Genomic DNA, 22,692 nt, shown 5'->3' with positions numbered 1-22,692 from the left:
GGCGAGCAGGAAATGGAGACATCACATGGCAAAAGGTAAATTCGAGCGCACTAAGCCTCATGTGAACATCGGCACGATTGGTCACGTTGACCATGGCAAGACGTCGCTGACGGCGGCGATCACGAAGTATTTTGGCGAATACAAGCGCTATGACCAGATCGATGCGGCGCCGGAAGAGAAGGCGCGCGGCATCACCATCTCGACGGCGCATGTCGAATACGAGACGGCCAACCGCCACTATGCCCATGTCGACTGCCCCGGCCACGCCGACTATGTCAAGAACATGATCACCGGTGCCGCGCAGATGGACGGCGCGATCCTGGTCGTGTCGGCCGCCGACGGCCCGATGCCGCAGACCCGCGAGCACATCCTGTTGGCCCGTCAGGTCGGCGTGCCGTCGATCGTGGTGTTTTTGAACAAGGTCGACCAGGTCGACGACGCCGAGCTTCTGGAGCTTGTCGAGCTCGAGGTGCGCGAGCTTCTGACCAAGAACGAGTTCCCCGGCGACGACATTCCGATCGTCAAGGGTTCGGCGCTTGCGGCTTTGGAAGATTCCGACAAGAAGATCGGCGAGGACGCGATCCGCGAGCTGATGGCTCAGGTCGACGCCTACATCCCGACGCCGGTTCGTCCGCTCGACAAGCCGTTCCTGATGCCGATCGAGGACGTGTTCTCGATCTCGGGCCGTGGCACGGTTGTGACCGGCCGCGTCGAGCGCGGCGTGGTCAAGGTCGGCGAGGAGCTCGAGATCATCGGCATCCGTCCGACGACCAAGACGACCTGCACGGGTGTTGAGATGTTCCGCAAGCTGCTCGACCAGGGCCAGGCTGGCGACAACATCGGCGCGCTGCTGCGCGGTGTCGACCGTGAAGGTGTCGAGCGCGGCCAGGTTCTGGCCAAGCCGGGCACGGTCAAGCCGCACAAGAAGTTCGTGGCCGAAGCCTACATCCTGACCAAGGACGAGGGTGGCCGTCACACGCCGTTCTTCACCAACTACCGTCCGCAGTTCTACTTCCGCACGACGGACGTGACCGGCATCGTGTCGCTGCCGGCGGGCACCGAGATGGTGATGCCCGGCGACAACATCACGGTCGATGTCGAGCTGATCGTGCCGATCGCCATGGAAGAGAAGCTGCGCTTCGCCATCCGTGAAGGCGGCCGCACCGTCGGTGCCGGCATCGTCGTCACCATCAAAGAGTAATTGGACTTAAACCGATCTGTCGCGGGCGCGGGATGCCCGCGCCGCGCCAGAACAAGGAAGTGACGAATGAACGGTCAGAATATCCGCATCCGCCTCAAGGCGTTTGATCACCGGGTGCTCGACGCCTCGACGCGGGAAATCGTGTCGACGGCCAAGCGCACCGGCGCCAACGTCCGCGGCCCCATTCCGCTGCCGACGCGGATCGAAAAGTTTACGGTCAACCGGTCGCCGCATGTCGACAAGAAGAGCCGCGAGCAGTTCGAGATGCGCACGCACAAGCGGCTGCTCGACATCGTCGATCCGACCCCGCAGACGGTCGATGCTTTGATGAAGCTCGATCTGGCCGCCGGCGTCGACGTCGAGATCAAGCTCTAAGGGATTGAGAGCGCGGTAGGGGCGGTGCCCCGGCCCGGAACTCTAAAGGAATTGAACCGATGCGTTCAGGTGTGATTGCAAAGAAGGTGGGAATGACCCGCATCTATAACGATGCCGGGGAACATGTTCCCGTCACCGTTCTCCAGATGGAGAACTGCCAGGTCGTGGCGCAGCGCACGCAGGAGAAGAATGGCTATACGGCCGTTCAGCTCGGCGTTGGCCTTGCCAAGGTGAAGAACACGTCGAAGGCGATGCGCGGCCATTTCGCGACCGCTTCCGTCGAGCCGAAGGCCAAGGTTGCCGAGTTCCGCGTATCCGCCGACAACATGATCGATGTCGGCGCCGAGATCACCGTCGAGCACTTCGTCGCCGGCCAGAAAGTCGACGTGACGGGCACGACGATCGGCAAGGGTTTCCAGGGCGTCATCAAGCGCCACCACATGGGTGGCGGCCGTGCGACGCACGGTAACTCGGTCTCGCACCGTACGCACGGTTCGACCGGTCAGCGCCAGGATCCGGGCAAGGTATTCAAGGGCAAGCATATGGCTGGCCACATGGGCGACACCCGCGTCACCACGCAGAATGTCGAGATCGTTTCGACCGACGCCGATCGCGGCCTGATCCTGATCCGCGGCGCGGTTCCCGGTTCGAAGGGCGCTTGGATCCTGGTCCGCGACGCGGCCAAGGTGGCACTTCCGGCCAATGCGCCGAAGCCTGCCGCGATCCGCGCCGTTGCGACCAATGATGGCGCCAAGAACGATGCCCCGGCCGCAGTGAACGATGCCCCGGCCACAGAGGGAGCGGAATAATGGACATCAAGATCACAACGCTGGGCGGCAAGGACGCCGGCAAGGTGAAACTCTCCGAGGAGATTTTCGGCCTTGACCCGCGCGAGGACATCCTGCAGCGCGTCGTGCGCTGGCAGTTGGCCAAGAAGCAGCAGGGCACGCACAAGGCCAAGGGTCGCGCCGAAATCGCGCGCACCGGCGCCAAGATGTACAAGCAGAAGGGTACGGGCCGCGCCCGTCACCATTCGGCACGCGCTCCCCAGTTCCGCGGCGGCGGCAAGGCCCACGGCCCGGTCGTTCGCAGCCACGAGCACGACCTGCCGAAGAAGGTGCGCGCTCTCGGCCTCAAGCATGCTCTCTCAGCCAAGGCCAAGAGCGCGTCGATCATCATCATCGACGAGCTGAAGCTGACCGAGGCCAAGACAAAGGCGCTGATCGCGAATTTCGCGACGTTGGGCCTGACCAACGCCCTGGTGATCGGTGGCGCCGAGCTTGACAAGAATTTCAAGCTGGCGGCGACGAACATCCCCAACATCGACGTGCTGCCCATCCAGGGCATCAACGTCTACGACATTCTGCGCCGCGGCACGCTGGTCCTTTCGAAGGCCGCCGTCGAGGCTCTCGAGGAGCGCTTTAAATGACCGACCTTCGTCACTACGACGTGATCGTCTCGCCAGCGATCACCGAAAAGTCGACCATGGCTTCCGAGCAGAACCAGGTCGTCTTCAACGTCGCCAAGAAGGCGTCGAAGCCGGAAATCAAGGCCGCCGTCGAAGCGCTGTTCGGCGTCAAGGTGATGGCCGTGAACACGCTTGTCCGCAAGGGCAAGATCAAGCGCTTCCGCGGCACGACCGGCCGCCAGAGCGACGTCAAGAAGGCGGTTGTGACGCTGGCCGACGGCCAGTCGATCGACGTCGCGACGGGTCTCTGAGCAAGGCCGCGAGGACAGGACAATGGCACTTAAAAAATTCAACCCGGTAACGCCGAGCACCCGCCAGCTGGTCATCGTCGACCGCTCGGGCCTCTACAAGGGCAAGCCCGTCAAGGGCCTGACCGAAGGCCTGACCAAGTCGGGCGGCCGCAACAATTACGGCCGCATCACGGCCCGCTTCATCGGCGGCGGTCACAAGCGTTCGTACCGCATCATCGACTTCAAGCGGCGCAAGTTCGACGTCGTCGGCACGGTCGAGCGCATTGAATACGATCCGAACCGCACCGCCTTCATCGCGCTGATCAAGTATGACGATGGCGAGCTGTCCTACATCATCGCCCCGCAGCGTCTGGCTCCCGGCGATAAGATCGTGGCCGGCGAATCGGTCGACGTGAAGCCGGGCAATGCGATGCCGCTGGCCTCGATGCCGGTCGGCACCATCGTCCACAACATCGAGCTGAAGCCGGGCAAGGGCGCTCAGGTTGCCCGTTCGGCTGGTGGCTATGGCCAGCTCGTCGGTCGCGACCAGGGCATGGCGATCCTGCGCCTCAACTCTGGTGAGCAGCGTGTCGTGCACGGTTCCTGCATGGCCACCGTCGGTGCCGTGTCCAATCCGGACCACGGCAACATCAATGACGGCAAGGCAGGCCGCACGGTGTGGCGCGGCAAGCGTCCGCACAATCGCGGCGTGACCATGAACCCGGTCGACCATCCGCATGGCGGCGGCGAAGGCCGCACCTCGGGCGGCCGCCATCCGGTTTCGCCCTGGGGCAAGCCGACCAAGGGCAAGAAGACGCGGTCCAACAAGGCGACCGACAAGTTCATCCTGCGCTCGCGCCATCAGCGCAAGAGCTAAGAAGAGGTAACGCCAAGTGACTCGTTCTATTTGGAAAGGCCCCTTCATCGACGGCTACCTTCTCAAGAAGGTGGACAAGGTTCGTGAAGGCGGTCGCAATGAGGTGATCAAGATGTGGAGCCGTCGCTCCACCATCCTGCCGCAGTTCGTCGGCTTCACCTTCGGTGTCTATAACGGCCAGAAGCATGTTCCCGTTTCGGTGAACGAGGACATGGTCGGCCACAAGTTCGGTGAATTCGCTCCGACCCGGACCTACTACGGTCATGGCGCGGATAAGAAGGCGAAGAGGAAATAATCATGGGCAAGGCCAAAGCTCCGCGCAGGCTTGCTGACAACGAAGCGCGCGCCGTTCTGCGCACGATCCGTATCAGCCCGCAGAAGCTGAACCTGGTTGCCGCGCTGATCCGCGGCAAGAAGGTCGCGACAGCGCTTTCCGACCTCGAATTCTCGGCCAAGCGGATTTCCGGCACGGTCAAGAAGACGCTGGAATCGGCGATCGCCAACGCGGAAAACAACCACGACCTCGACGTCGATGCGCTGATCGTGGCGGAAGCCTATGTCGGCAAGTCGATCGTCATGAAGCGGTTCCATGCCCGTGGTCGTGGTCGCGCCAGCCGTATCGAGAAGCCGTTCTCGCACCTCACGATCGTCGTTCGTGAAGTCGAAGAAAAAGGGGAGGCCGCATAATGGGCCAGAAAGTCAATCCGATCGGTCTGCGTCTCGGCATCAACCGCACCTGGGATTCGCGCTGGTTCGCGAACACTGGCGAGTACGGCAAGCTGCTGCACGAGGACATCAAGATCCGCAAATATCTTGAGAAGGAACTCAAGCAGGCCGCGATCTCGAAGGTCGTGATCGAGCGTCCGCACAAGAAGTGTCGCGTCACCATCCATGCGGCGCGCCCGGGCCTGATCATCGGCAAGAAGGGCGCCGACATCGAGAAGCTTCGCAAGAAGCTGATGGAGATGACCAAGTCGGAGACGCACCTCAACATCGTCGAAGTGCGCAAGCCCGAGATCGACGCGACCCTGGTCGCCCAGTCGATCGCCCAGCAGCTCGAGCGCCGCATCGCGTTCCGTCGCGCCATGAAGCGCGCCGTGCAGTCGGCGATGCGCCTCGGTGCCGAAGGCATCCGCATCAACTGCGCCGGCCGTCTCGGCGGCGCCGAGATCGCGCGCATGGAGTGGTACCGCGAAGGCCGCGTGCCGCTGCATACGCTGCGCGCCGATGTCGACTACGGCACGGCTGAAGCGCACACGGCTTACGGCATCTGCGGCGTCAAGGTATGGGTGTTCAAGGGCGAGATCCTTGAGCACGACCCGATGGCTTCGGAGCGCCGCGCGACCGAGGGCGACGCGCATGGCGGTGGTGGTGAGCGCGAACGCGGTCGCCGTCGCGAAAACGCGTAAGACATTTGAGAATTTGGAGTTAGAACGATGCTGCAGCCAAAGCGCACAAAGTTCCGCAAGCAGTTCAAGGGCCGCATCCACGGTACCGCCAAGGGCGGCACCAACCTGGATTTCGGTGGTTTCGGGCTGAAGGCGCTTGAGCCGAACCGCGTCACCGCGCGTGAGATCGAAGCGGCCCGCCGCGCGATCACCCGCGAGATGAAGCGCGCCGGCCGTGTGTGGATCCGTATCTTCCCGGACGTGCCGGTCACTTCCAAGCCGACCGAAGTCCGCATGGGCAAGGGCAAGGGCGCGGTCGACTACTGGGCGGCCCGCGTCAAGCCTGGCCGCATCATGTTCGAGATCGACGGTGTTAACGAGGAAACCGCCCGTGAGGCGCTGCGTCTCGGCGCTGCCAAGCTCTCGGTCAGGACGCGCTTCGTACAGCGCATCGCAGAATAAGGACGGGCTGATCATGAAAGCCGAAGACATCCGGGCCAAGACCCAGGACCAGTTGACCGACGATTTGGCCAGCCTGAAGAAGGAGCAGTTCAATCTGCGCTTCCAGAAGGCCACCGGCCAGCTCGAGAAGACCGCGCGCGTGAGGCAGGTCCGCAAGGACATTGCGCGCATCAAGACCATCGCCGCGGAAAAATCCGCGGCCAAGAAGGCTTAAGGACGAAAACCATGCCAAAGCGCATTCTGCAGGGCACCGTCGTCAGCGACAAGAACGAGAAGACGGTTGTCGTCAAGGTCGAACGGCGCTTCACGCATCCCGTGATGAAGAAGACCGTGCGCATGACCAAGAAGTACAAGGCGCACGACGAGAACAACGCCCACAAGGTTGGCGATCAGGTGTTCATCCAGGAATCGAAGCCGATTTCCAAGGATAAGCGCTGGATCGTCGTGGCCTCGGACCAGGCGTAAACAAACGAATTTTGGACAGACCGGGGAGGGGCTTTGAGCTCATCCCGTTAGAAAAGAAGAAGGCGGCCAGTCATGATTCAGATGCAAACAAACCTCGACGTCGCGGATAATTCCGGCGCCCGTCGTGTCATGTGCATCAAGGTGCTGGGCGGCTCGAAGCGGAAATACGCTTCCGTGGGCGACATCATCGTGGTGTCGATCAAGGAAGCCATCCCGCGCGGCCGCGTGAAGAAGGGCGATGTGATGAAGGCGGTCGTGGTTCGCACGGCCAAGGACATCCGCCGCCCGGACGGCAGCGTGATCCGTTTCGACAAGAACGCGGCCGTTCTTGTCGACAACAAGAAAGAGCCGATCGGCACCCGTATCTTCGGACCGGTTCCGCGTGAGCTGCGCGCCAAGAACCACATGAAGATCATCTCGCTCGCGCCTGAAGTGCTGTAAGGAGCCGGACCAATGCAAAAGATTAGAAAAGGCGACAAGGTCGTCGTGCTGGCCGGCAAGGACAAGGGCCGTTCGGGCGAAGTCCTCTCGGTACAGCCGAAGGAAGACACCGCGCTGGTGCGCGGCGTCAACATGATCCGTCGTCACCAGAAGCAGTCCCAGTCCCAGGAGGGCGGGATCATCACCAAGGAAGCGCCGATCCAGCTGTCGAACATCGCGCTGGCCGACCCCAAGGATGGCAAGCCGACCCGCGTCGGCTTCATCTTCCAGAAGGACGGCAAGAAGGTGCGCGTCGCCAAGCGCTCGGGAGAAGTCATCAATGGCTAAGGCTCAAACCACGAAGCCCAACGCTGAAAGCAAGCAGTCCAAGGCCCAGAACACGCCGCGCCTCAAGCAGGTCTACAACGAGACCATCCGCAAGGCGCTGCAGGAGCAGTTCGGCTACGAGAACGAGATGCAGGTTCCCCGCATCGACAAGATCGTGCTGAACATGGGCGTCGGCGAAGCGACCGGCGATTCGAAGAAGCCTTCGATCGCGGCGGAAGACCTTGCGATGATCGCCGGCCAGAAGGCCGTCGTCACCCGTGCCCGCAATTCGATCGCCGGCTTCAAGGTCCGCGAGAAGATGCCGATCGGCGCCAAGGTCACGCTGCGCAAGGAACGCATGTACGAGTTCCTCGACCGCCTCGTAAACATTGCGCTGCCGCGCGTCCGCGACTTCCGCGGACTCAATCCAAAGAGCTTCGATGGCCGCGGCAATTATGCCATGGGCATCAAGGAACACATCGTGTTCCCGGAGATCAACTACGACAAGGTTGATCAGATCTGGGGCATGGACGTCATCGTTTGTACGACTGCGAAGACGGACGACGAAGCCAGGGCATTGCTCAAGGCCTTCAACTTCCCCTTCCGCCAGTAACGGCAGCGAGAAAAGGAAAAATCTGAAATGGCAAAGACCAGCTCAGTCGAGAAGAACAACAGGCGCCGTAAGCTTGCGGACCAGTACGGTCCCAAGCGCAAGGCGCTCAAGGCGATCATCATGGATCAGTCCAAGCCGATGGAAGAGCGCTTCCGCGCCCAGCTCAAGCTTGCTGCCCTGCCGCGCAACTCGGCCAAGATCCGCATCCGCAACCGCTGCGAAGTCACGGGACGTCCGCGCGCCTACTATCGCAAGCTCAAAGTATCGCGCATCGCGCTTCGTGATCTCGGCAATAACGGCCAGATCCCGGGCCTGGTCAAGTCGAGCTGGTAAGGAGGACATAACATGTCATTGAGCGATCCTCTCGGCGATATGCTGACCCGCATCCGCAACGCCTATGGCCGCAAGAAGTCGAGCGTTTCGACGCCGGCCTCGCGCCTGCGTACCCGCGTCCTCGACGTGCTGAAGGCTGAAGGCTATATCCGCGACTACAGCCAGACCGACTTCGACAACGGCAAGTCCGAAATCGAGATCGAGCTGAAGTATTTCGACGGTGCGCCGGTCGTGCGCGAAATCGCCCGCGTCTCGAAGCCCGGCCGCCGCGTCTACGTTTCGGCCAAGTCGATCCCGCACGTCGCCAACGGCCTCGGCATCGCCATCCTTTCGACACCGAAGGGCGTGATGGCCGATCACGAAGCGCGCGAACAGAATGTCGGCGGCGAAATCCTCTGCCAGATCTTCTGATCTGGAAAACAGAGACCTGAAACAAGAGAAGTGACGAGGACAACAAAATGTCTCGTATTGGAAAGAAACCCGTTTCGCTGCCGCAGGGCGTGACCGCGACCGTCGATGGCCAGACCGTCACGGCGAAGGGCCCCAAGGGCGAGCTGAAGTTCGTGGTGAACGACGAAGTGCTGGTCAAGATGGAAGGCTCGGAGATCGCTGTCCAGCCGCGCGACCAGACCAAGACCGCCCGCTCCAAATGGGGCATGTCGCGCACGCAGATCGTCAACATCCTGCAGGGCGTCAAGGACGGTTTCGAAAAGAAGCTCGAGATCACCGGCGTCGGCTATCGTGCCGCCATGCAGGGAAAGAACCTGCAGCTGGCGCTCGGCTTCAGCCATGACGTCGTCTACGAGACGCCGCAGGGCATCACGATTGCGGTGCCGAAGCCGACGGAAATCACCGTGACCGGCATCGACAAGCAGCAGGTCGGCCAGGTTGCCGCCGAGATCCGCGAATACCGCAGTCCCGAGCCCTACAAGGGCAAGGGCGTCCGCTATGCTGGCGAGAAGATCGTCCGCAAGGAAGGCAAGAAGAAGTAGTGGGCTTGGCCCCGAAAAGTTGCAGACTTTTCGGAAAGGACCAAGTCAAAGAAATGTAACGCCGCGGGGAGCGGTCGCGGGAGGCCTGTCCTACCGCATATGGTTGCCCCCGTTTTTTGAAGGCAAGGAACTGATATCATGGGCTCGAAAGAATCCACACAGCGCCGCGCTCAGCGCGTCCGCCGCCAGATCAAGAAGGTCGCGGGCGAGCGTCCGCGTCTGTCGGTCCACCGCACGTCGAAGAACATCTACGTTCAGGTCATCGACGACGCCAAGGGCCACACCATCGCCGCCGCCTCGACCTTGGAGAAGGACCTCAAGGGTTCGCTCAAGACCGGCGCCGACACCGCGGCTGCCGCCGCGATCGGCAAGCTGATCGCCGAGCGCGCCTCGAAGGCCGGCGTCAAGGAAGTCGTTTTCGACCGCGGCCCGTATATCTATCACGGCCGCGTCAAGGCGCTGGCCGAGGCTGCCCGTGAAGGTGGCTTGAGCTTCTAATTTCGCTCCCGGCAACCCACAGAGGTGCCGGATCTTATCATCAACCGTGCTTCCGGAAAAAAACAAGGAACAGGATATGGCACAGGAACGTAGGGATGGCGGCCGCGGTCGCGATCGTGAAGAGCGCGACGATGGCATGGTGGACAAGCTCGTCCACATCAACCGCGTCGCCAAGGTCGTCAAGGGCGGCCGTCGCTTCGGTTTTGCAGCACTTGTCGTCGTCGGCGACCAGAAAGGCCGCGTCGGCTTTGGTCACGGCAAGGCGCGCGAAGTGCCTGAGGCGATCCGCAAGGCAACCGAATCGGCCAAGCGCGACATGATCTTCGTGCCGCTGCGCTCGGGCCGCACGCTGCACCACGACGTCGAGGGACGCTGGGGCGCCGGACGCGTGCTGCTGCGCGCCGCCAAGCAGGGTACCGGCATCATCGCCGGCGGCCCGATGCGCGCCGTCTTCGAGACGCTCGGCATGCATGACGTGGTCGCCAAGTCGATGGGGTCGTCGAACCCCTACAACATGGTTCGCGCCACCTTCGACGCGCTGAAGAGCCAGATGCATCCCAAGGATGTGGCTGCTGCGCGTGGCATCAAGTATTCGACGCTTCAGGCCCGCCGCGGCACCGCCGTTGCGGCCGAAGAATAGTCTGCTCTGACCAGGGATTTTGACCATGGCCAAGAAAGCAACCAAGACCATCACCGTTGAGCAGATCGGTTCGCCGATCCGCCGGCCGAAGGAGCAGCGCGCGACGCTGGTCGGCCTCGGCCTCAACAAGATGCACAAGCAGCGCACGCTGGAGGATACGCCCTCCGTGCGCGGCATGATCGCTGCCGTCCAGCATCTCGTCCGCGTCGTGGACGAGGGCTGAGCAAAAGCGCAGGAGAAGCAAGATGAAACTCAACGATCTGCGTGACAAGGACGGCGCCACGCATTCCAAGAAGCGTCTCGGCCGCGGCATTGGTTCCGGCTCGGGCAAGACCGCTGGTCGCGGCGTCAAGGGCCAGAAGGCGCGCTCCGGCGTCGCCGTCAACGGCTTCGAGGGTGGCCAGATGCCGCTCTACCGGCGTCTGCCGAAGCGCGGCTTCAACAACATCTTCGCCAAGAGCTTTGTTGTCGTGTCGCTGGCCCGCATCCAGGCCGCGCTCGATGCCAAGAAGCTCGACGCGAAGGCGACCGTGACGGCCGACGCGCTGGTCGCGGCCGGCGTCATCCGCCGCGTCAAGGACGGCGTGCGAATCCTCTCCGATGGCGACATCAAGGCCAAGCTCGCCTTCGACGTGGCCGGCGCCTCCAAGGCAGCAATCGAGAAGATCGAAAAGGCCGGCGGTTCGGTCAAGCTGCCGGAAAAGGCAGCCGCCGAGTAACGGCGATTTGGAGCGCGATCGGCGAAAGTGCGACCCGGTTCTGCTTTCGATTGCGCTTTGATTTGATCAATATGGCGGCCGCGTCAACGCGGCCGCTTGCATGTTTACGGTCCGGAGCTTATCTCGTGAGTTTCGGTGATACGCGCCGCCTGTCCTGCGGGCCTTTGAGCGTGACCAAGCGGAGAATCAGGCATGGCTTCGGCTGCTGAACAACTGGCCTCGAATCTGAATTTTTCGGCCTTCGCCAAGGCGGAGGATCTGAAGAAACGCATCTGGTTCACTATCGGCGCGCTGCTCGTCTACCGCCTCGGCACCTATATCCCGCTTCCCGGCATCAATCCCGACGCTTTCGCCCAGGCCTTTCAGTCGCAGAGCAAGGGCGTGCTCGGCATGTTCAACATGTTCGCCGGCGGCGCCGTGCAGCGCATGGCGATCTTTGCGCTGGGCATCATGCCTTACATCTCCGCCTCCATCATCATGCAGTTGATGACCTCGGTCATCCCGTCGCTGGAAGCACTGAAGAAGGAAGGCGAGCAGGGCCGCAAGATCATCAACCAGTACACGCGCTATGGCACAGTGCTGCTGGCACTGGTGCAGGCCTACGGCATTTCGGTCGGGCTGGAGGGCGGCAACGGCATCGTCAGCGATCCCGGCATGTTCTTCCGCATCTCGACCGTCGTCACGCTGGTTGGCGGCACCATGTTCCTGATGTGGCTCGGCGAGCAGATCACCGCGCGCGGCATCGGCAACGGCATTTCGCTGATCATCTTCGCCGGCATCGTCGCCGGCCTGCCGCATGCCATCTCCGGCACGCTGGAGCTTGGCCGTACCGGCGCGTTGTCGACCGGCCTGATCCTGGCGATCATTGTTCTCGCCGTCGTCGTCATCGCGCTGATCGTGTTCTTCGAGCGCGCCCAGCGCCGCCTGCTGATCCAGTATCCGAAGCGCCAGGTCGGCAACCGCATGTTCCAGGGCGACACCTCGCACCTGCCGCTCAAGCTCAATACGGCCGGCGTCATTCCACCGATCTTCGCCTCGTCGCTGCTGTTGCTGCCGGCAACCGTCGCCGGCTTCTCGCAGACCACCAACATGCCTGCCTGGGCCAGCACCATCCTGGCGGCTCTCGGCCATGGCCAGCCGCTCTATATGGCCTTCTACGCGGCGATGATCGTGTTCTTCGCCTTCTTCTACACGGCGATCGTCTTCAACCCGAAGGACACCGCCGACCAGCTCAAGAAGCATTCGGGCTTCATTCCGGGCTACCGTCCGGGCGAGCGCACCGCCGATTACATCGACTACGTTCTCACCCGCATCACCGTCGTCGGCGCCGTCTATCTGGTGCTGGTGTGTCTGCTGCCCGAGTTCCTGATTTCGGCGACTGGCGTACCATTCTACCTTGGTGGCACATCGCTTCTGATCGTGGTCAGTGTAACGCTCGATACGGTGGCGCAAATTCAGGGTCACCTGATCGCGCACCAGTATGAGGGCCTGATCAAGAAGTCGAAGCTGCGCGGGGGGAAGAAGGCCAGATGAGGTTGATATTGCTTGGGCCGCCAGGAGCGGGCAAGGGGACACAAGCACAAAGACTGGTAGAAAAGCACGGCATACCCCAGCTTTCCACTGGCGACATGCTGCGTGCGGCCGTCCAGGCCGGCACCGAAGTCGGCAAGCGCGCCAAGGCTGTAATGGATGCTGGCGAGCTGGTTTCCGATGCGATCGTCAACGCCATCGTGGCCGAGCGCATCGACCAGCCCGATTGCGCCAAGGGCTTCATCCTTGACGGCTATCCGCGAACTCTCGTTCAGGCGGATGCGGTTGAATCGATGCTTAGGGAGCGCGGCCTCTCTCTCGACGTCGTCATCGAACTTGTCGTCGACGACAAGGCGCTGGTTGGTCGTATCGTCAAGCGCGCCGAAGAGACCAAGGCCGCCGGTCTGCCGGTGCGCAAGGACGACAATCCAGCGGTGTTCGAGGAACGCCTGCGGGAATACTACAAGAAAACGTCGCCGCTGATCGGCTACTACTACGCCAAGGGCAAGCTCAGAGGCGTCGACGGAATGGCCGGCATCGATGCCGTCACCGAACAGATAGAAGCAGTGCTCAAATCAGCCACCCAAGAGGCTGCCTAGAGAAAGCGAACGATTGCGCTTGACTGGAACGGTCCGCTGGGGTATGGCGGCCCGTCTTCCTGTCACGCATGGGCTTTGCTTGTCCGCAAGGGCAAGGCAGCCCGCTTTGAACTGGAAACTCCCGCAAGGGCCGGCCTCCACCGGACGCGGGGCAATTTGGATAGCGCCGGTTCGTCCGGCCCATATGGAGAAGAGAAGAACATGGCTCGTATAGCCGGCGTCAACATTCCGACCAACAAGCGCGTTGTCATCGCGCTTCAGTACATTCACGGCATTGGCAAGAAGTTCGCCCAGGAGATCGTCGACAAGGTTGGCATCCCGGCCGAGCGCCGCGTCAACCAGCTGACCGACGCCGAAGTCCTGCAGATCCGCGAGACGATCGATCGCGACTACCAGGTCGAGGGCGACCTGCGCCGCGAAGTGTCGATGAACATCAAGCGGCTGATGGACCTCGGCTGCTACCGCGGCCTGCGCCATCGTCGCTCGCTGCCGGTTCGCGGCCAGCGCACGCATACCAATGCACGCACCCGCAAGGGCCCGGCCAAGTCGATCGCCGGCAAGAAGAAGTAAGTGAGCGAATAGCGAGTAGCCATTAGCGAGTAGGGGGATCCCTATTCGCTATTCCCTACTCACTACTCGCTCTCAAGGTGGAGCCGCTGGCATTACGGCGGTGTAGAGATCAACTGAAAGGACTACCATGGCCAAGGAAGCCGCCCGTGTTCGCCGTCGCGAACGCAAGAACATCTCGTCGGGCGTTGCCCACGTCAATTCGACCTTCAACAACACGATGATCACCATCACCGACGCGCAGGGCAATTCGATCGCCTGGTCGTCGGCCGGTGCCCAGGGCTTCAAGGGTTCGCGCAAGTCGACCCCGTTCGCCGCCCAGATGGCTGCCGAGGACGTCGCCAAGAAGGCCCAGGAACACGGCATGCGCATGCTCGAGGTCGAGGTCTGCGGACCCGGCTCCGGTCGTGAATCAGCGCTGCGCGCCCTGCAGGCGGCCGGCTTCACCATCACCTCGATCCGTGATGTGACGCCGATCCCGCACAATGGCTGCCGCCCGCGCAAGAAGCGCCGCGTTTAAGAATTACCGAACGCCGCGCGAGCGCCTCTACGGCGCTCCTCCACGGCATTCCAGGTCGCCCGCCACGATTGGATGGTGGCGGGTCAACGGAAGGAAAGCATCATGATCCAGAAAAATTGGCAGGAACTGATCAAACCGAACAAGATCGAGTTCTCGTCGAAGAAGAAGACGCTGACCACGCTGGTCGCCGAGCCGCTCGAGCGGGGCTTTGGCCTCACGCTCGGCAACGCGCTGCGTCGCGTGCTTCTGTCTTCGCTGCGCGGTGCGGCTGTGACCGCCGTGCAGATCGACGGCGTTCTGCATGAATTCTCGTCCATCGCCGGCGTGCGCGAGGACGTGACCGACATCGTCTTGAACATCAAGGAAATCGCCATCCGCATGGAAGGCGACGGGCCCAAGCGCATGGTCGTGCGCAAGCAGGGCCCAGGTGCGGTTCTCGCCGGCGACATCCAGACGGTCGGCGATGTCGAGATCCTCAACCCCGACCACGTCATCTGCACGCTGGACGAAGGCGCTGAGATCCGCATGGAATTCACCGTCGACACCGGCAAGGGTTACGTGCCGGCCGAGCGCAATCGCGCCGAGGACGCGCCGATCGGCCTGATCCCGGTCGACAGCCTCTATTCGCCGGTCAAGAAGGTCTCCTACAAGGTCGAGAACACCCGCGAGGGCCAGGTTCTCGACTATGACAAGCTGACCATGACCATCGAGACCGACGGTTCGATCTCGGGTGAGGACGCGGTGGCTTTCGCTGCCCGCATCCTGCAGGACCAGCTCGGCCTGTTCGTCAATTTCGACGAGCCACAGAAGGAAGTCGCCGCCGAACAGGTGACCGAACTTGCCTTCAACCCGGCGCTGCTCAAGAAGGTCGACGAGCTCGAGCTTTCGGTTCGTTCGGCCAACTGCCTGAAGAACGACAACATCGTCTATATCGGCGACCTGATCCAGAAGACCGAAGCCGAGATGCTGCGCACCCCGAACTTCGGCCGTAAGTCGCTGAACGAGATCAAGGAAGTCCTGGCGGCGATGGGTCTGCACCTCGGCATGGAAGTGCCGGACTGGCCGCCGGAAAACATCGAAGACCTCGCCAAGCGTTACGAAGATCAATATTGAGCATGAATTCCAAGGATCGGCGGCGTGAGCCGCTCGATCCGACGGTCATGCGGAAAACCATCAGAGGCCGTGGCCTCTTGAACAACTGAAGAAGGAAAAGAGCCATGCGCCACGGTTTCAAAGGCCGCCGCTTCGCCCGAAGCATTAGCCACCGCAAGTCAATGTTCGCCAACCTCGCCGTGTCGCTGCTTGAGCACGAGCAGATCGTCACCACCCTGCCGAAGGCGAAGGACCTCAGACCGATCGTCGAGAAGCTGGTGACGCTCGGCAAGCGCGGCGACCTGCACGCCCGCCGCCAGGTGATTGCCCAGATCGGCAATGAAGGCGTCGTCAAGCGTCTGTTCGACACCATCGCGCCGCGCTACGCCACCCGCAACGGCGGCTATCTGCGCATCATGAAGGCGGGTTTCCGCCACGGTGACAATGCCGCGATGGCGGTCATCGAGTTCGTCGATCGCGACACCTCGGCCAAGGGCGCCGGCGACCGTGCCCGTATCGAAGCGGAAGGCACCGACGAGGAAGCCGCGGCCGCATAAGCTTCGGTTTTCCTGAGTGAGTTCAAGGGGCCTGCGGGCCCCTTTCTATTTCACGCTCTTTGACCGGCTATCGAAGCAGATTGAGATAATCCTGACCGGTCAGCGACCGCCAATTGAATGCCCCAGGCATCTCTTCCTTGGCAGTCTGCGGATATGAATAAATGCTGTCGACCTTGGTGTGAGAGTCGATATCTCGAACAAACCGAGACAACGTCGATTCATCCAGACATTCGATCGCTTCGCGACCGCCTATGAACGCCGTGTCGACCTGAAGTGCAATTGGACGCGGCCGGCGCAAATGTTCAGCAAAATATCGTCGCTCAGCGCAGCGTAGTAGACGGTCGCTTGCTTAGAATCCCAGAGATCTGCAGCGAGGAATTCCGAGGGTTTCGTCTCACCGCCGAATCCATCCAACGAAAGCTTAAACTGCTCGGTCAGTGATTCAAACTTGCCCCGGAGTTGTGCTGCTCCTTCGATTTGAAACCAGTTCATCTGGTAGGGAGCGATGCTATCGAAGGAAATCTCCAGCTTGCCAAAAAACCAATAGAGCGGAATAGGAGCATCTTCATCGATATTCCAGCCTTCAGGTGAGCCGAGAGCCCCGGCAATCTCAATCAGCTTCATGTCGGGAGAGACCGGGCCTAATTTGCCGGTCTTCAAAAAATCACGGAATGACAGGAGTTGTTTTTTCATGAGGGCCGACGAGGCTTTCCGGTTTTCAAACTGACCTATAGCCGCTTTGCCTGTCGAAAATAATCAGATTTCAGCACCTTAGCCTTTCATTCTGCACAATCGTCGGGACAATGCACCCGAACTTGCCTCGGAGGATTCGGAATGCGCATCAAACAGCTGTCCCTTGTTCTGCTCTGCGCGATGCTGGCATTCGCAGCCGCGCCAGTGATCAGGCAGGCGCTGGCCGAGGAGACCAAGACCGATCCCGGCCTGTCTGACGTGCTGACCGATCTGCTGCATGGCGTCGAAGGCGAAAATGCCACGTCCGGTCCCGACAAGCGCGTGCCGTTCGGCCGCGAGGAGGTGCAACTGTCCTTCGCGCCGCTGGTCAAGCAGACGGCGCCGGCGGTGGTCAATGTCTATGCCTCGCAGACCGCCAAGGTGACCTCGCCTTTCGACGGCGACCCGTTCTTCGAGGAATTCTTCGGCCGTTCGCAGCCGCGCGCGCAGTCCTCGCTCGGCTCCGGCGTGCTGGTCGATCCGACAGGGGTGGTGGTCACCAATTTCCACGTCGTCAAGAACGCCGATCAGGTCAAGGTCGCGACCGCGGACGGGCGTGAATTCGACTCAAAGGTGCTGCTCAAGGACGAGACGCTCGATCTCGCCGTGCTCAAGATTTCCTCCGACAAGCCGTTTCCGGTGATCGCCATCGGCGATTCCGACGCGCTCGAGGTCGGCGACCTTTTGCTGGCCATCGGCAATCCCTTCGGTGTCGGTCAGACCACCACCAGCGGCATCGTTTCCGCACTTGCCCGCAGCCATATCGGCGTTTCCGATTCCGGCTTCTTCATCCAGACCGACGCCGCGATCAACCCCGGCAATTCCGGCGGCGCGCTGATCAACATGGGCGGTCAGCTGGTCGGTATCAACACGGCGATCTACAGCCGCAGCGGCGGCTCGATCGGCATTGGCTTTGCCATACCTTCGAACATGGTTCGCGCTTTCGTCGACGCCGCCAAGGCCGGGCTCGACTTCTTCGAGCGGCCTTATGTCGGCGCCGAATTCGAGCGCGTGACGCCGCAGATCGCCGAATCGCTTGGCATGGAAAAGCCGACCGGCGCGCTTGTTTCGTCGGTCGAAGAGGCAGGCCCGGCCGCCAGGGCCGGTCTCAAGCCCGGCGATGTCGTGCTGTCGCTGAATGGCAAGCCGATCGAGAGCATCGAGGCCTTGGACTACCGGATGGCGACGCTGTCGATCGGCACCAATGCCAGTTTCGCCGTCCTGACCAAGGGACAGCAGGCGACGATGGACATCGCGCTGGAACGCGCGCCGGAAGGTGCAAAATCCTCGGAAGTGACACTGCGCGGCCGCAGCCCGTTTTCGGGCGCCAAGGTTGCGGACCTGTCGCCGCGCCTTGCCCAGCGGCTCGGCGTTCGCACGGATGTCAAGGGCGTCACCGTGGTCGACATCAACCGCGATTCGCCTGCGGCCGATTTCGGCTTCCAGCCGGGCGACATCGTTCGCGAAGTCAATGGCACGACCATCGACACCGCCGCGACGCTGGCGCAAATAGCCCAGCAGGATACGCGCTGGTGGCGCTTTACCGTCGAGCGCGGCGGGCAGATAATGCGCCAAGTGTTGCGTTACTGAGCTCGGTCTCCGCCTCTCTGTGCGAGGTCGCGCTCCAACCAAAAGAAGTGCATGGCCGATCTGTTCAGCGTCGATGAGCCTGACAAGGCGCCACCCGGCCGGCCGCTGGCCGACCGCTTGCGTCCGAAGAACCTCGGCGAGGTTGTCGGCCAGGAGCATCTGACCGGGCCTGACGGTGCGCTGACGCGGCTGATCGGTTCCGGCTCGCTCGGCTCGATGATCTTCTGGGGCCCGCCCGGCACGGGCAAGACGACGGTCGCGCGACTGCTTGCCGGCGAGACCAGTCTTGCCTTCGAGCAGATATCGGCGGTGTTTTCCGGCGTCGCCGACCTGAAGAAGGTATTCGAGTCGGCAAAGCTGCGCCGCTCCAATGGCCGTCAGACATTGCTCTTTGTCGACGAGATCCATCGTTTCAACCGCGCCCAGCAGGACAGTTTCCTGCCCGTCATGGAAGACGGCACCGTCGTGCTGGTTGGCGCGACGACTGAAAACCCCTCTTTCGAGCTGAATGCGGCGCTTCTATCCCGCGCGCGCGTGCTGGTGTTTCATTCGCTCAGTGAGGACAGCATCGCCAAACTCCTGGCGCGGGCGGAGGAGACCGAGGGCAGGGCGCTGCCGCTCGATGACGAGGCGCGGGCGATGCTCATCCGCATGAGCGACGGCGACGGCCGTGCATCGCTGACGCTGGCGGAGGAAGTCTGGCGGGCGGCCAAATCAGGCGAGGTGTTCGGCGCCGACGGCCTGCAGCGCATCGTCCAGCGCCGCGCGCCGATCTACGACAAGGGCCAGGACGGCCACTACAATCTGATCTCGGCGCTGCATAAATCGGTGCGCGGCTCCGACCCGGATGCGGCGCTCTACTATCTTGCCCGCATGTTCGATGCCGGCGAGGATCCGCTCTATCTCGGCCGCCGGCTGGTGCGCATGGCGATGGAGGATATCGGGCTTGCCGACCCGCAGGCCCTGGTCATCGCCAACGCCGCCAAGGATGCCTACGACTATCTGGGCTCGCCTGAGGGTGAGCTTGCCTTCGCCGAAGCCACCGTCTATCTCGCCACCGCTCCCAAATCCAACGCCGTCTACACAGCCTTCAAGGCCGCCACCGGCGCAGCCAAGGAATTCGGCTCGCTGCTGCCGCCCAAGCACATCCTCAATGCGCCGACCAAGCTGATGAAGGAGGAGGACTACGGCTCGGGGTATCGCTATGACCATGACGAGCCCGACGCTTTTTCCGGCCAGGATTATTTCCCCGAAAAGATGGGCCGGCACACATTCTACGATCCGCCCGAACGTGGCTTCGAGCGCGATATCAGAAAGCGCCTCGATTATTGGGCGAAGCTGAGAAGCGAGCGGGAAAAGTAGGCTTGGCGCGCACGGCCGTCCTTGCGCCCATTCTCGCACCTTGGGGCGAAGACTTGCCTTGGGGCATTTCGGCTTCCGTCGTCCTGCACATGATGCTCGCCGCCACGCTGGCGCTGATGCCAGTCCCGAAGCACCCGAAACGGCTGCAGGAGGATCCGGTTTCGGTCGAAATACTGACGCCGGAACAACTCCAGGCGCTAGGAAATGCGAAGCCCGCGCCGGTAGCACCCGCCGCACCGGTTCCTTCTGTCGCTACGGCGCCTGCGCGCGAGGCGCCACCATCATCAGCGGCAGCGCCTCCGGCCATGATCCGTCCGACGGAAATGCTGTCGGCAAAGACGCTCGCCGATCCGCGCAGCAGGCAGGCGCGCGCCGATCTTGCGACATTTACCTCCGGCGAGCGCATGGTGCAGCTTTGCAATCTCGAAGCGATGGACCAGATCCGCAAATGGCGCGCTGATTTCCAGCCGGAACGGGTGGTGCCTTACGCGATGGCCGAGGAGAAGATCTCCGGAACCTCCGTGATCGCCAACGGAGCAGCCTTTCGCAGCCGCAGGAATTGGTATGCTCTAAAGTTCACATGCGAGCTGGCGCGGGATGGCGAAAGCGTCATCGGCTTCGCGTTCCTGGTCGGCGACCCCGTGCCCAAGAAGAAATGGGACGAGCTCGGCCTCCCGGCGATGCACTGATGTCTATTCTGACACAGGTGTCGAATCTGAGCCGATCAGGTACAGTGTCGCCGGCAAGTCACAGTAGTGTGATGTGTACCGTGGAATAAAAAATTCTATCACAGCGCGCGGCCGGCGGCGGCGCCGCCAGATTTGGCAAGAACATTTTTCGAAGAAGGATCGCGCATAGCGCGTGGAAAATGACCAAGAAACTTCGCAAATCCCTTCGGCAGTTTGCTATTGCCGTACCGCTGCTTGTGCTCGGCCTCTACTTCATCCCGATCCTAACGACGCTTTTCATCGTCCTCGGCCTGATCGATGTCCTTCGCAACGACAATAAGGAATGGTCGCTGTTTCGCGGCTATTTCCTCGGCAACGGCATCTTCACCTGGTTGCTTTCGCCCTTCAACCTGTTGGTCGATCTGCTGTGTTACAGAAACCCCGGCGTCTGGAAGCTGGAACAGTTTCCGCCGGACTATCAGCGCGAGGTCAATGAGGTTCTCGACGTCTTCAAGGCGCGCAAGGATGAGATCATCGCAGACATCGACGCCAATTTCGGCACCGGCCGGCGCGGCATGTATGTCTACCAGTGGTACGGCAAGCACAAAATCGACAATGTTGCCGAATTCAACAAGGATTTCAAATACATAAAGACCATCGCCGTGTCGGTTTTTAGCGGTCGCGAATCGACCTCCTGGCACTTCGGGCCGCTCCGGCTCAGCCTGCGCATCCTCTACAATCTGATCCCGGTGAAGGCCGAGGTTTTTGTCCAGTGCGGCAACGTCAAGAACTACTGGCACGACAATCCGCTGTTCATCTTCGACGACACGCTGCTGCATCGCTCAGTGAACGAATATGACGGGCGCCGCTACTGCGTCTTTATGGATATCATCCGGCCATCGCCGTTTCCCGGCCTGATCTCGGCCCTTCTCGCGATCGTCTCGGTCAGCGTCGAGCGGATCAATTCCATGTTCTACAAGAACTGGAAGATGATCGGCTCCAGCAAGCCGAAGAAGGTCGGGGCGAACTGAGGGAAATGCAGGAGCAGTAGACGGCAATGTTAAACCTGCTTCTCGTCGCCACGGGCGGTGCCATCGGTGCCGGGCTTCGCCACGTCGCCAATTTCGTCGCGCTGCGCCTTGTCGGTCCCAACTATCCCTGGGGCACGATGGCGATCAACGTCGTCGGCTCCTTCGTCATGGGCCTGTTCATAGCCACCATGATGCGGCGTGGCGGATCAGCCGAGCTCAGGCTGTTCGTTGCCACCGGCATCCTCGGCGGCTTCACCACGTTCTCTGCCTTTTCACTGGATTTCGCGACGCTGTGGGAGCGCGGCGCAACACTGCCGGCGTTCGGATATGCGCTTGCCAGCGTCATTGGCGCCATTATCGCCCTGTTCCTGGGTCTTTGGCTCGCAAGAAGCCTGCCTTAATGCTATTGCCCCCGTTCCAAACGGGGTAAAGCGAGAAAAATGGCAGGCGTTGAACAGATCACAGTGGAGGCCGGCGAGGCGGGCATGCGGCTCGATCGCTGGTTCAAGACCCATTTCCCGGGTCTCGGCTTCGGCCATCTGCAAAAGCTCTTGCGCTCCGGCCAGATCCGCGTCGATGGCGGCCGGGTGAAGGCCGACACCCGCGTCGAACCAGGCCAGATGGTTCGCGTGCCGCCGCTCGAAGTCGACAAGAAGGGCGAGAGCCCGCTCACCGGCCACTCGATCCGCAACCAGGGCGACGCCGATGTGCTCGCCAAGATGTTGATCCATGAAGATCCAAAGGTCTTCGTCTTCAACAAGCCGGCGGGCCTCGCCGTCCAGGGCGGCTCGGGCGTCACCCGCAATGTCGACGACATGCTGGAAGCCTGGCGCAACCAGAAGGGCGAAAAGCCGCGCCTGGTGCACCGGCTCGACCGCGACACGTCGGGCGTGCTGGTCGTCGCGCGCACAAGGCTTGCGGCGATGAAGCTCTCCGAGGCGTTCCGGGCGCGCGAGACCCAGAAGACCTACTGGGCCTTGGTCAAGGGCGTGCCGCCAAAGCGCGAGGACAAGATCTCGACCTGGCTGATCAAGGAGCCGACGCCTGACGGCGACCGGGTTCGCGTTGCCGCGCATGGTGAGAAGGGCGCCGACCACGCCGTGTCCTATTATCGCGTCGTCGAGCAGGCGGCACAAACGATGACCTGGCTGGAAATGGAGCCCTATACCGGCCGCACCCACCAGCTTCGTGTTCATGCCGCCCATATCGGCTGCCCGATTATCGGCGACCCCAAATATTTCGAGGCCGACACCAACTGGGATTTTCCAGGCGGCATTCAAAACCGGCTGCACCTGCATGCGCGCCGCATCGTCATTCCGCACCCGGACAAAGGCGTCATCGATGTGACCGCGCCGATGCCGCCGCATATGCGCCAGAGCTGGAACCTGATCGGCTTCGACGACGCCAGCGCGGAGGACTAGGGCAGTGGGCGTCGC

35 protein-coding genes are annotated in these 22,692 nt (G+C 61.9%); 34 read left to right on the top strand and 1 reads right to left on the bottom strand.

Annotation, left to right across the window (positions count from 1 at the left end; genetic code table 11):
* Nucleotides 1-25: 25 nt before the first annotated feature.
* The 28 genes from tuf to rplQ all read left to right on the top strand — a co-directional run bounded on the left by tuf (nucleotide 26) and on the right by rplQ (nucleotide 15,873).
* A complete protein-coding gene (gene tuf, locus OHD62_RS17085; RefSeq protein ID WP_263784038.1) occupies nucleotides 26-1,201 on the top strand; it encodes an elongation factor Tu in 1,176 nt (391 codons plus the stop codon).
* 66 nt (nucleotides 1,202-1,267) lie between these two features.
* On the top strand, nucleotides 1,268-1,576 hold the full coding sequence (rpsJ, locus tag OHD62_RS17080) for a 30S ribosomal protein S10 (RefSeq protein WP_006205468.1): 309 nt from the start codon (nucleotides 1,268-1,270) through the stop codon (nucleotides 1,574-1,576).
* 59 nt (nucleotides 1,577-1,635) lie between these two features.
* Entirely contained in the window at nucleotides 1,636-2,385 is a 750-nt protein-coding gene (gene rplC, locus OHD62_RS17075) for a 50S ribosomal protein L3 (protein WP_097577176.1), read from the top strand.
* Nucleotides 2,385-3,005, top strand: a complete 621-nt coding sequence (gene rplD, locus OHD62_RS17070; protein ID WP_263784037.1) for a 50S ribosomal protein L4 — start codon at nucleotides 2,385-2,387, stop codon at nucleotides 3,003-3,005. Before rplC ends, rplD begins: the two co-directional genes overlap by 1 nt.
* A complete protein-coding gene (locus OHD62_RS17065; protein ID WP_263784036.1) occupies nucleotides 3,002-3,295 on the top strand; it encodes a 50S ribosomal protein L23 in 294 nt (97 codons plus the stop codon). The genes rplD and OHD62_RS17065 overlap by 4 nt, the downstream gene beginning before the upstream one ends.
* A 22-nt stretch (nucleotides 3,296-3,317) precedes the next feature.
* A complete protein-coding gene (gene rplB, locus OHD62_RS17060; RefSeq protein WP_195174889.1) occupies nucleotides 3,318-4,151 on the top strand; it encodes a 50S ribosomal protein L2 in 834 nt (277 codons plus the stop codon).
* A 16-nt stretch (nucleotides 4,152-4,167) separates the two neighbouring features.
* Entirely contained in the window at nucleotides 4,168-4,446 is a 279-nt protein-coding gene (gene rpsS / locus OHD62_RS17055; RefSeq protein WP_006205463.1) for a 30S ribosomal protein S19, read from the top strand.
* Nucleotides 4,447-4,448: 2 nt separating this feature from the next.
* Complete coding sequence (gene rplV, locus OHD62_RS17050; RefSeq protein ID WP_006205462.1) at nucleotides 4,449-4,838, top strand: 50S ribosomal protein L22; 390 nt, start codon at nucleotides 4,449-4,451, stop codon at nucleotides 4,836-4,838.
* On the top strand, nucleotides 4,838-5,560 hold the full coding sequence (gene rpsC, locus OHD62_RS17045; RefSeq protein WP_107648179.1) for a 30S ribosomal protein S3: 723 nt from the start codon (nucleotides 4,838-4,840) through the stop codon (nucleotides 5,558-5,560). The genes rplV and rpsC overlap by 1 nt, the downstream gene beginning before the upstream one ends.
* Nucleotides 5,561-5,587: 27 nt before the next feature.
* Nucleotides 5,588-6,001: a 50S ribosomal protein L16 gene (gene rplP / locus OHD62_RS17040; RefSeq protein WP_006205460.1), complete on the top strand. Its 414-nt coding sequence runs from the start codon at nucleotides 5,588-5,590 to the stop codon at nucleotides 5,999-6,001.
* Nucleotides 6,002-6,014: 13 nt separating this feature from the next.
* Nucleotides 6,015-6,215, top strand: coding sequence for a 50S ribosomal protein L29 (gene rpmC / locus OHD62_RS17035; RefSeq protein ID WP_263784033.1), 201 nt, complete (start codon nucleotides 6,015-6,017; stop codon nucleotides 6,213-6,215).
* 11 nt (nucleotides 6,216-6,226) lie between these two features.
* Nucleotides 6,227-6,466 (top strand): 30S ribosomal protein S17, encoded by a 240-nt coding sequence (gene rpsQ / locus OHD62_RS17030; RefSeq protein WP_006205458.1) that lies wholly within the window; start codon nucleotides 6,227-6,229, stop codon nucleotides 6,464-6,466.
* 72 nt (nucleotides 6,467-6,538) lie between these two features.
* Nucleotides 6,539-6,907, top strand: coding sequence for a 50S ribosomal protein L14 (gene rplN, locus OHD62_RS17025; RefSeq protein ID WP_006205457.1), 369 nt, complete (start codon nucleotides 6,539-6,541; stop codon nucleotides 6,905-6,907).
* Nucleotides 6,908-6,919: 12 nt separating this feature from the next.
* Nucleotides 6,920-7,234, top strand: coding sequence for a 50S ribosomal protein L24 (gene rplX / locus OHD62_RS17020; RefSeq protein ID WP_013531428.1), 315 nt, complete (start codon nucleotides 6,920-6,922; stop codon nucleotides 7,232-7,234).
* Complete coding sequence (gene rplE / locus OHD62_RS17015; protein ID WP_263784029.1) at nucleotides 7,227-7,826, top strand: 50S ribosomal protein L5; 600 nt, start codon at nucleotides 7,227-7,229, stop codon at nucleotides 7,824-7,826. Before rplX ends, rplE begins: the two co-directional genes overlap by 8 nt.
* A gap of 27 nt (nucleotides 7,827-7,853) precedes the next feature.
* The gene (rpsN, locus tag OHD62_RS17010) at nucleotides 7,854-8,159 is read left to right on the top strand and encodes a 30S ribosomal protein S14 (protein WP_008875671.1); all 306 of its coding nucleotides are present in this window, start codon (nucleotides 7,854-7,856) and stop codon (nucleotides 8,157-8,159) included.
* 12 nt (nucleotides 8,160-8,171) lie between these two features.
* Entirely contained in the window at nucleotides 8,172-8,570 is a 399-nt protein-coding gene (gene rpsH, locus OHD62_RS17005) for a 30S ribosomal protein S8 (RefSeq protein ID WP_006205453.1), read from the top strand.
* 47 nt (nucleotides 8,571-8,617) lie between these two features.
* Nucleotides 8,618-9,151 carry a 50S ribosomal protein L6 gene (gene rplF / locus OHD62_RS17000; RefSeq protein WP_263784026.1) on the top strand — a complete coding sequence of 178 codons (534 nt, stop codon included), beginning with the start codon at nucleotides 8,618-8,620 and terminating at the stop codon, nucleotides 9,149-9,151.
* A 138-nt stretch (nucleotides 9,152-9,289) separates the two neighbouring features.
* Nucleotides 9,290-9,649 carry a 50S ribosomal protein L18 gene (rplR, locus tag OHD62_RS16995; RefSeq protein ID WP_097577173.1) on the top strand — a complete coding sequence of 120 codons (360 nt, stop codon included), beginning with the start codon at nucleotides 9,290-9,292 and terminating at the stop codon, nucleotides 9,647-9,649.
* A 76-nt stretch (nucleotides 9,650-9,725) separates the two neighbouring features.
* Entirely contained in the window at nucleotides 9,726-10,289 is a 564-nt protein-coding gene (rpsE, locus tag OHD62_RS16990; RefSeq protein WP_006333394.1) for a 30S ribosomal protein S5, read from the top strand.
* Nucleotides 10,290-10,314: 25 nt separating this feature from the next.
* Nucleotides 10,315-10,512 carry a 50S ribosomal protein L30 gene (gene rpmD, locus OHD62_RS16985; RefSeq protein WP_006205449.1) on the top strand — a complete coding sequence of 66 codons (198 nt, stop codon included), beginning with the start codon at nucleotides 10,315-10,317 and terminating at the stop codon, nucleotides 10,510-10,512.
* Between the two features lie 22 nt (nucleotides 10,513-10,534).
* Nucleotides 10,535-11,008, top strand: coding sequence for a 50S ribosomal protein L15 (gene rplO / locus OHD62_RS16980; RefSeq protein ID WP_263784023.1), 474 nt, complete (start codon nucleotides 10,535-10,537; stop codon nucleotides 11,006-11,008).
* A 192-nt stretch (nucleotides 11,009-11,200) separates the two neighbouring features.
* Entirely contained in the window at nucleotides 11,201-12,541 is a 1,341-nt protein-coding gene (gene secY, locus OHD62_RS16975) for a preprotein translocase subunit SecY (RefSeq protein WP_107648177.1), read from the top strand.
* Nucleotides 12,538-13,137: an adenylate kinase gene (locus OHD62_RS16970; RefSeq protein WP_263784022.1), complete on the top strand. Its 600-nt coding sequence runs from the start codon at nucleotides 12,538-12,540 to the stop codon at nucleotides 13,135-13,137. Before secY ends, OHD62_RS16970 begins: the two co-directional genes overlap by 4 nt.
* Nucleotides 13,138-13,338: 201 nt before the next feature.
* On the top strand, nucleotides 13,339-13,707 hold the full coding sequence (gene rpsM, locus OHD62_RS16965) for a 30S ribosomal protein S13 (protein ID WP_006205445.1): 369 nt from the start codon (nucleotides 13,339-13,341) through the stop codon (nucleotides 13,705-13,707).
* A gap of 127 nt (nucleotides 13,708-13,834) precedes the next feature.
* Nucleotides 13,835-14,224 carry a 30S ribosomal protein S11 gene (gene rpsK, locus OHD62_RS16960; protein WP_006205444.1) on the top strand — a complete coding sequence of 130 codons (390 nt, stop codon included), beginning with the start codon at nucleotides 13,835-13,837 and terminating at the stop codon, nucleotides 14,222-14,224.
* Between the two features lie 102 nt (nucleotides 14,225-14,326).
* Nucleotides 14,327-15,337 (top strand): DNA-directed RNA polymerase subunit alpha, encoded by a 1,011-nt coding sequence (locus tag OHD62_RS16955; protein ID WP_008875677.1) that lies wholly within the window; start codon nucleotides 14,327-14,329, stop codon nucleotides 15,335-15,337.
* A 104-nt stretch (nucleotides 15,338-15,441) separates the two neighbouring features.
* Nucleotides 15,442-15,873, top strand: coding sequence for a 50S ribosomal protein L17 (gene rplQ / locus OHD62_RS16950; RefSeq protein ID WP_023682598.1), 432 nt, complete (start codon nucleotides 15,442-15,444; stop codon nucleotides 15,871-15,873).
* A 249-nt stretch (nucleotides 15,874-16,122) separates the two neighbouring features.
* Here the strand turns inward: rplQ and OHD62_RS16945 are convergent, their stop codons facing one another.
* Nucleotides 16,123-16,566, bottom strand: a complete 444-nt coding sequence (locus OHD62_RS16945) for a hypothetical protein (protein WP_263784014.1) — start codon at nucleotides 16,564-16,566, stop codon at nucleotides 16,123-16,125.
* 141 nt (nucleotides 16,567-16,707) lie between these two features.
* On the opposite strand from OHD62_RS16945, the gene OHD62_RS16940 reads away from it, so the two are divergent.
* The 6 genes from OHD62_RS16940 to OHD62_RS16915 all read left to right on the top strand — a co-directional run bounded on the left by OHD62_RS16940 (nucleotide 16,708) and on the right by OHD62_RS16915 (nucleotide 22,677).
* The gene (locus OHD62_RS16940; protein ID WP_263784013.1) at nucleotides 16,708-18,195 is read left to right on the top strand and encodes a DegQ family serine endoprotease; all 1,488 of its coding nucleotides are present in this window, start codon (nucleotides 16,708-16,710) and stop codon (nucleotides 18,193-18,195) included.
* A 51-nt stretch (nucleotides 18,196-18,246) separates the two neighbouring features.
* Nucleotides 18,247-19,557, top strand: coding sequence for a replication-associated recombination protein A (locus tag OHD62_RS16935; RefSeq protein ID WP_263784012.1), 1,311 nt, complete (start codon nucleotides 18,247-18,249; stop codon nucleotides 19,555-19,557).
* 2 nt (nucleotides 19,558-19,559) lie between these two features.
* Nucleotides 19,560-20,246 carry a DUF930 domain-containing protein gene (locus OHD62_RS16930; protein WP_263784011.1) on the top strand — a complete coding sequence of 229 codons (687 nt, stop codon included), beginning with the start codon at nucleotides 19,560-19,562 and terminating at the stop codon, nucleotides 20,244-20,246.
* A 179-nt stretch (nucleotides 20,247-20,425) separates the two neighbouring features.
* Nucleotides 20,426-21,256: an aspartyl/asparaginyl beta-hydroxylase domain-containing protein gene (locus tag OHD62_RS16925; RefSeq protein ID WP_263784010.1), complete on the top strand. Its 831-nt coding sequence runs from the start codon at nucleotides 20,426-20,428 to the stop codon at nucleotides 21,254-21,256.
* Between the two features lie 26 nt (nucleotides 21,257-21,282).
* Entirely contained in the window at nucleotides 21,283-21,657 is a 375-nt protein-coding gene (gene crcB, locus OHD62_RS16920) for a fluoride efflux transporter CrcB (protein ID WP_263784009.1), read from the top strand.
* A 39-nt stretch (nucleotides 21,658-21,696) separates the two neighbouring features.
* Nucleotides 21,697-22,677 (top strand): RluA family pseudouridine synthase, encoded by a 981-nt coding sequence (locus tag OHD62_RS16915; protein WP_263784008.1) that lies wholly within the window; start codon nucleotides 21,697-21,699, stop codon nucleotides 22,675-22,677.
* Nucleotides 22,678-22,692: the final 15 nt, after the last annotated feature.

Source organism: Mesorhizobium sp. YC-39 (genome assembly GCF_025753795.1).
GTDB lineage: Bacteria > Pseudomonadota > Alphaproteobacteria > Rhizobiales > Rhizobiaceae > Mesorhizobium.
The sequence above is the reverse complement of the archived record's forward strand: the minus strand, read 5'-3'. Positions and strand labels throughout refer to the sequence as shown.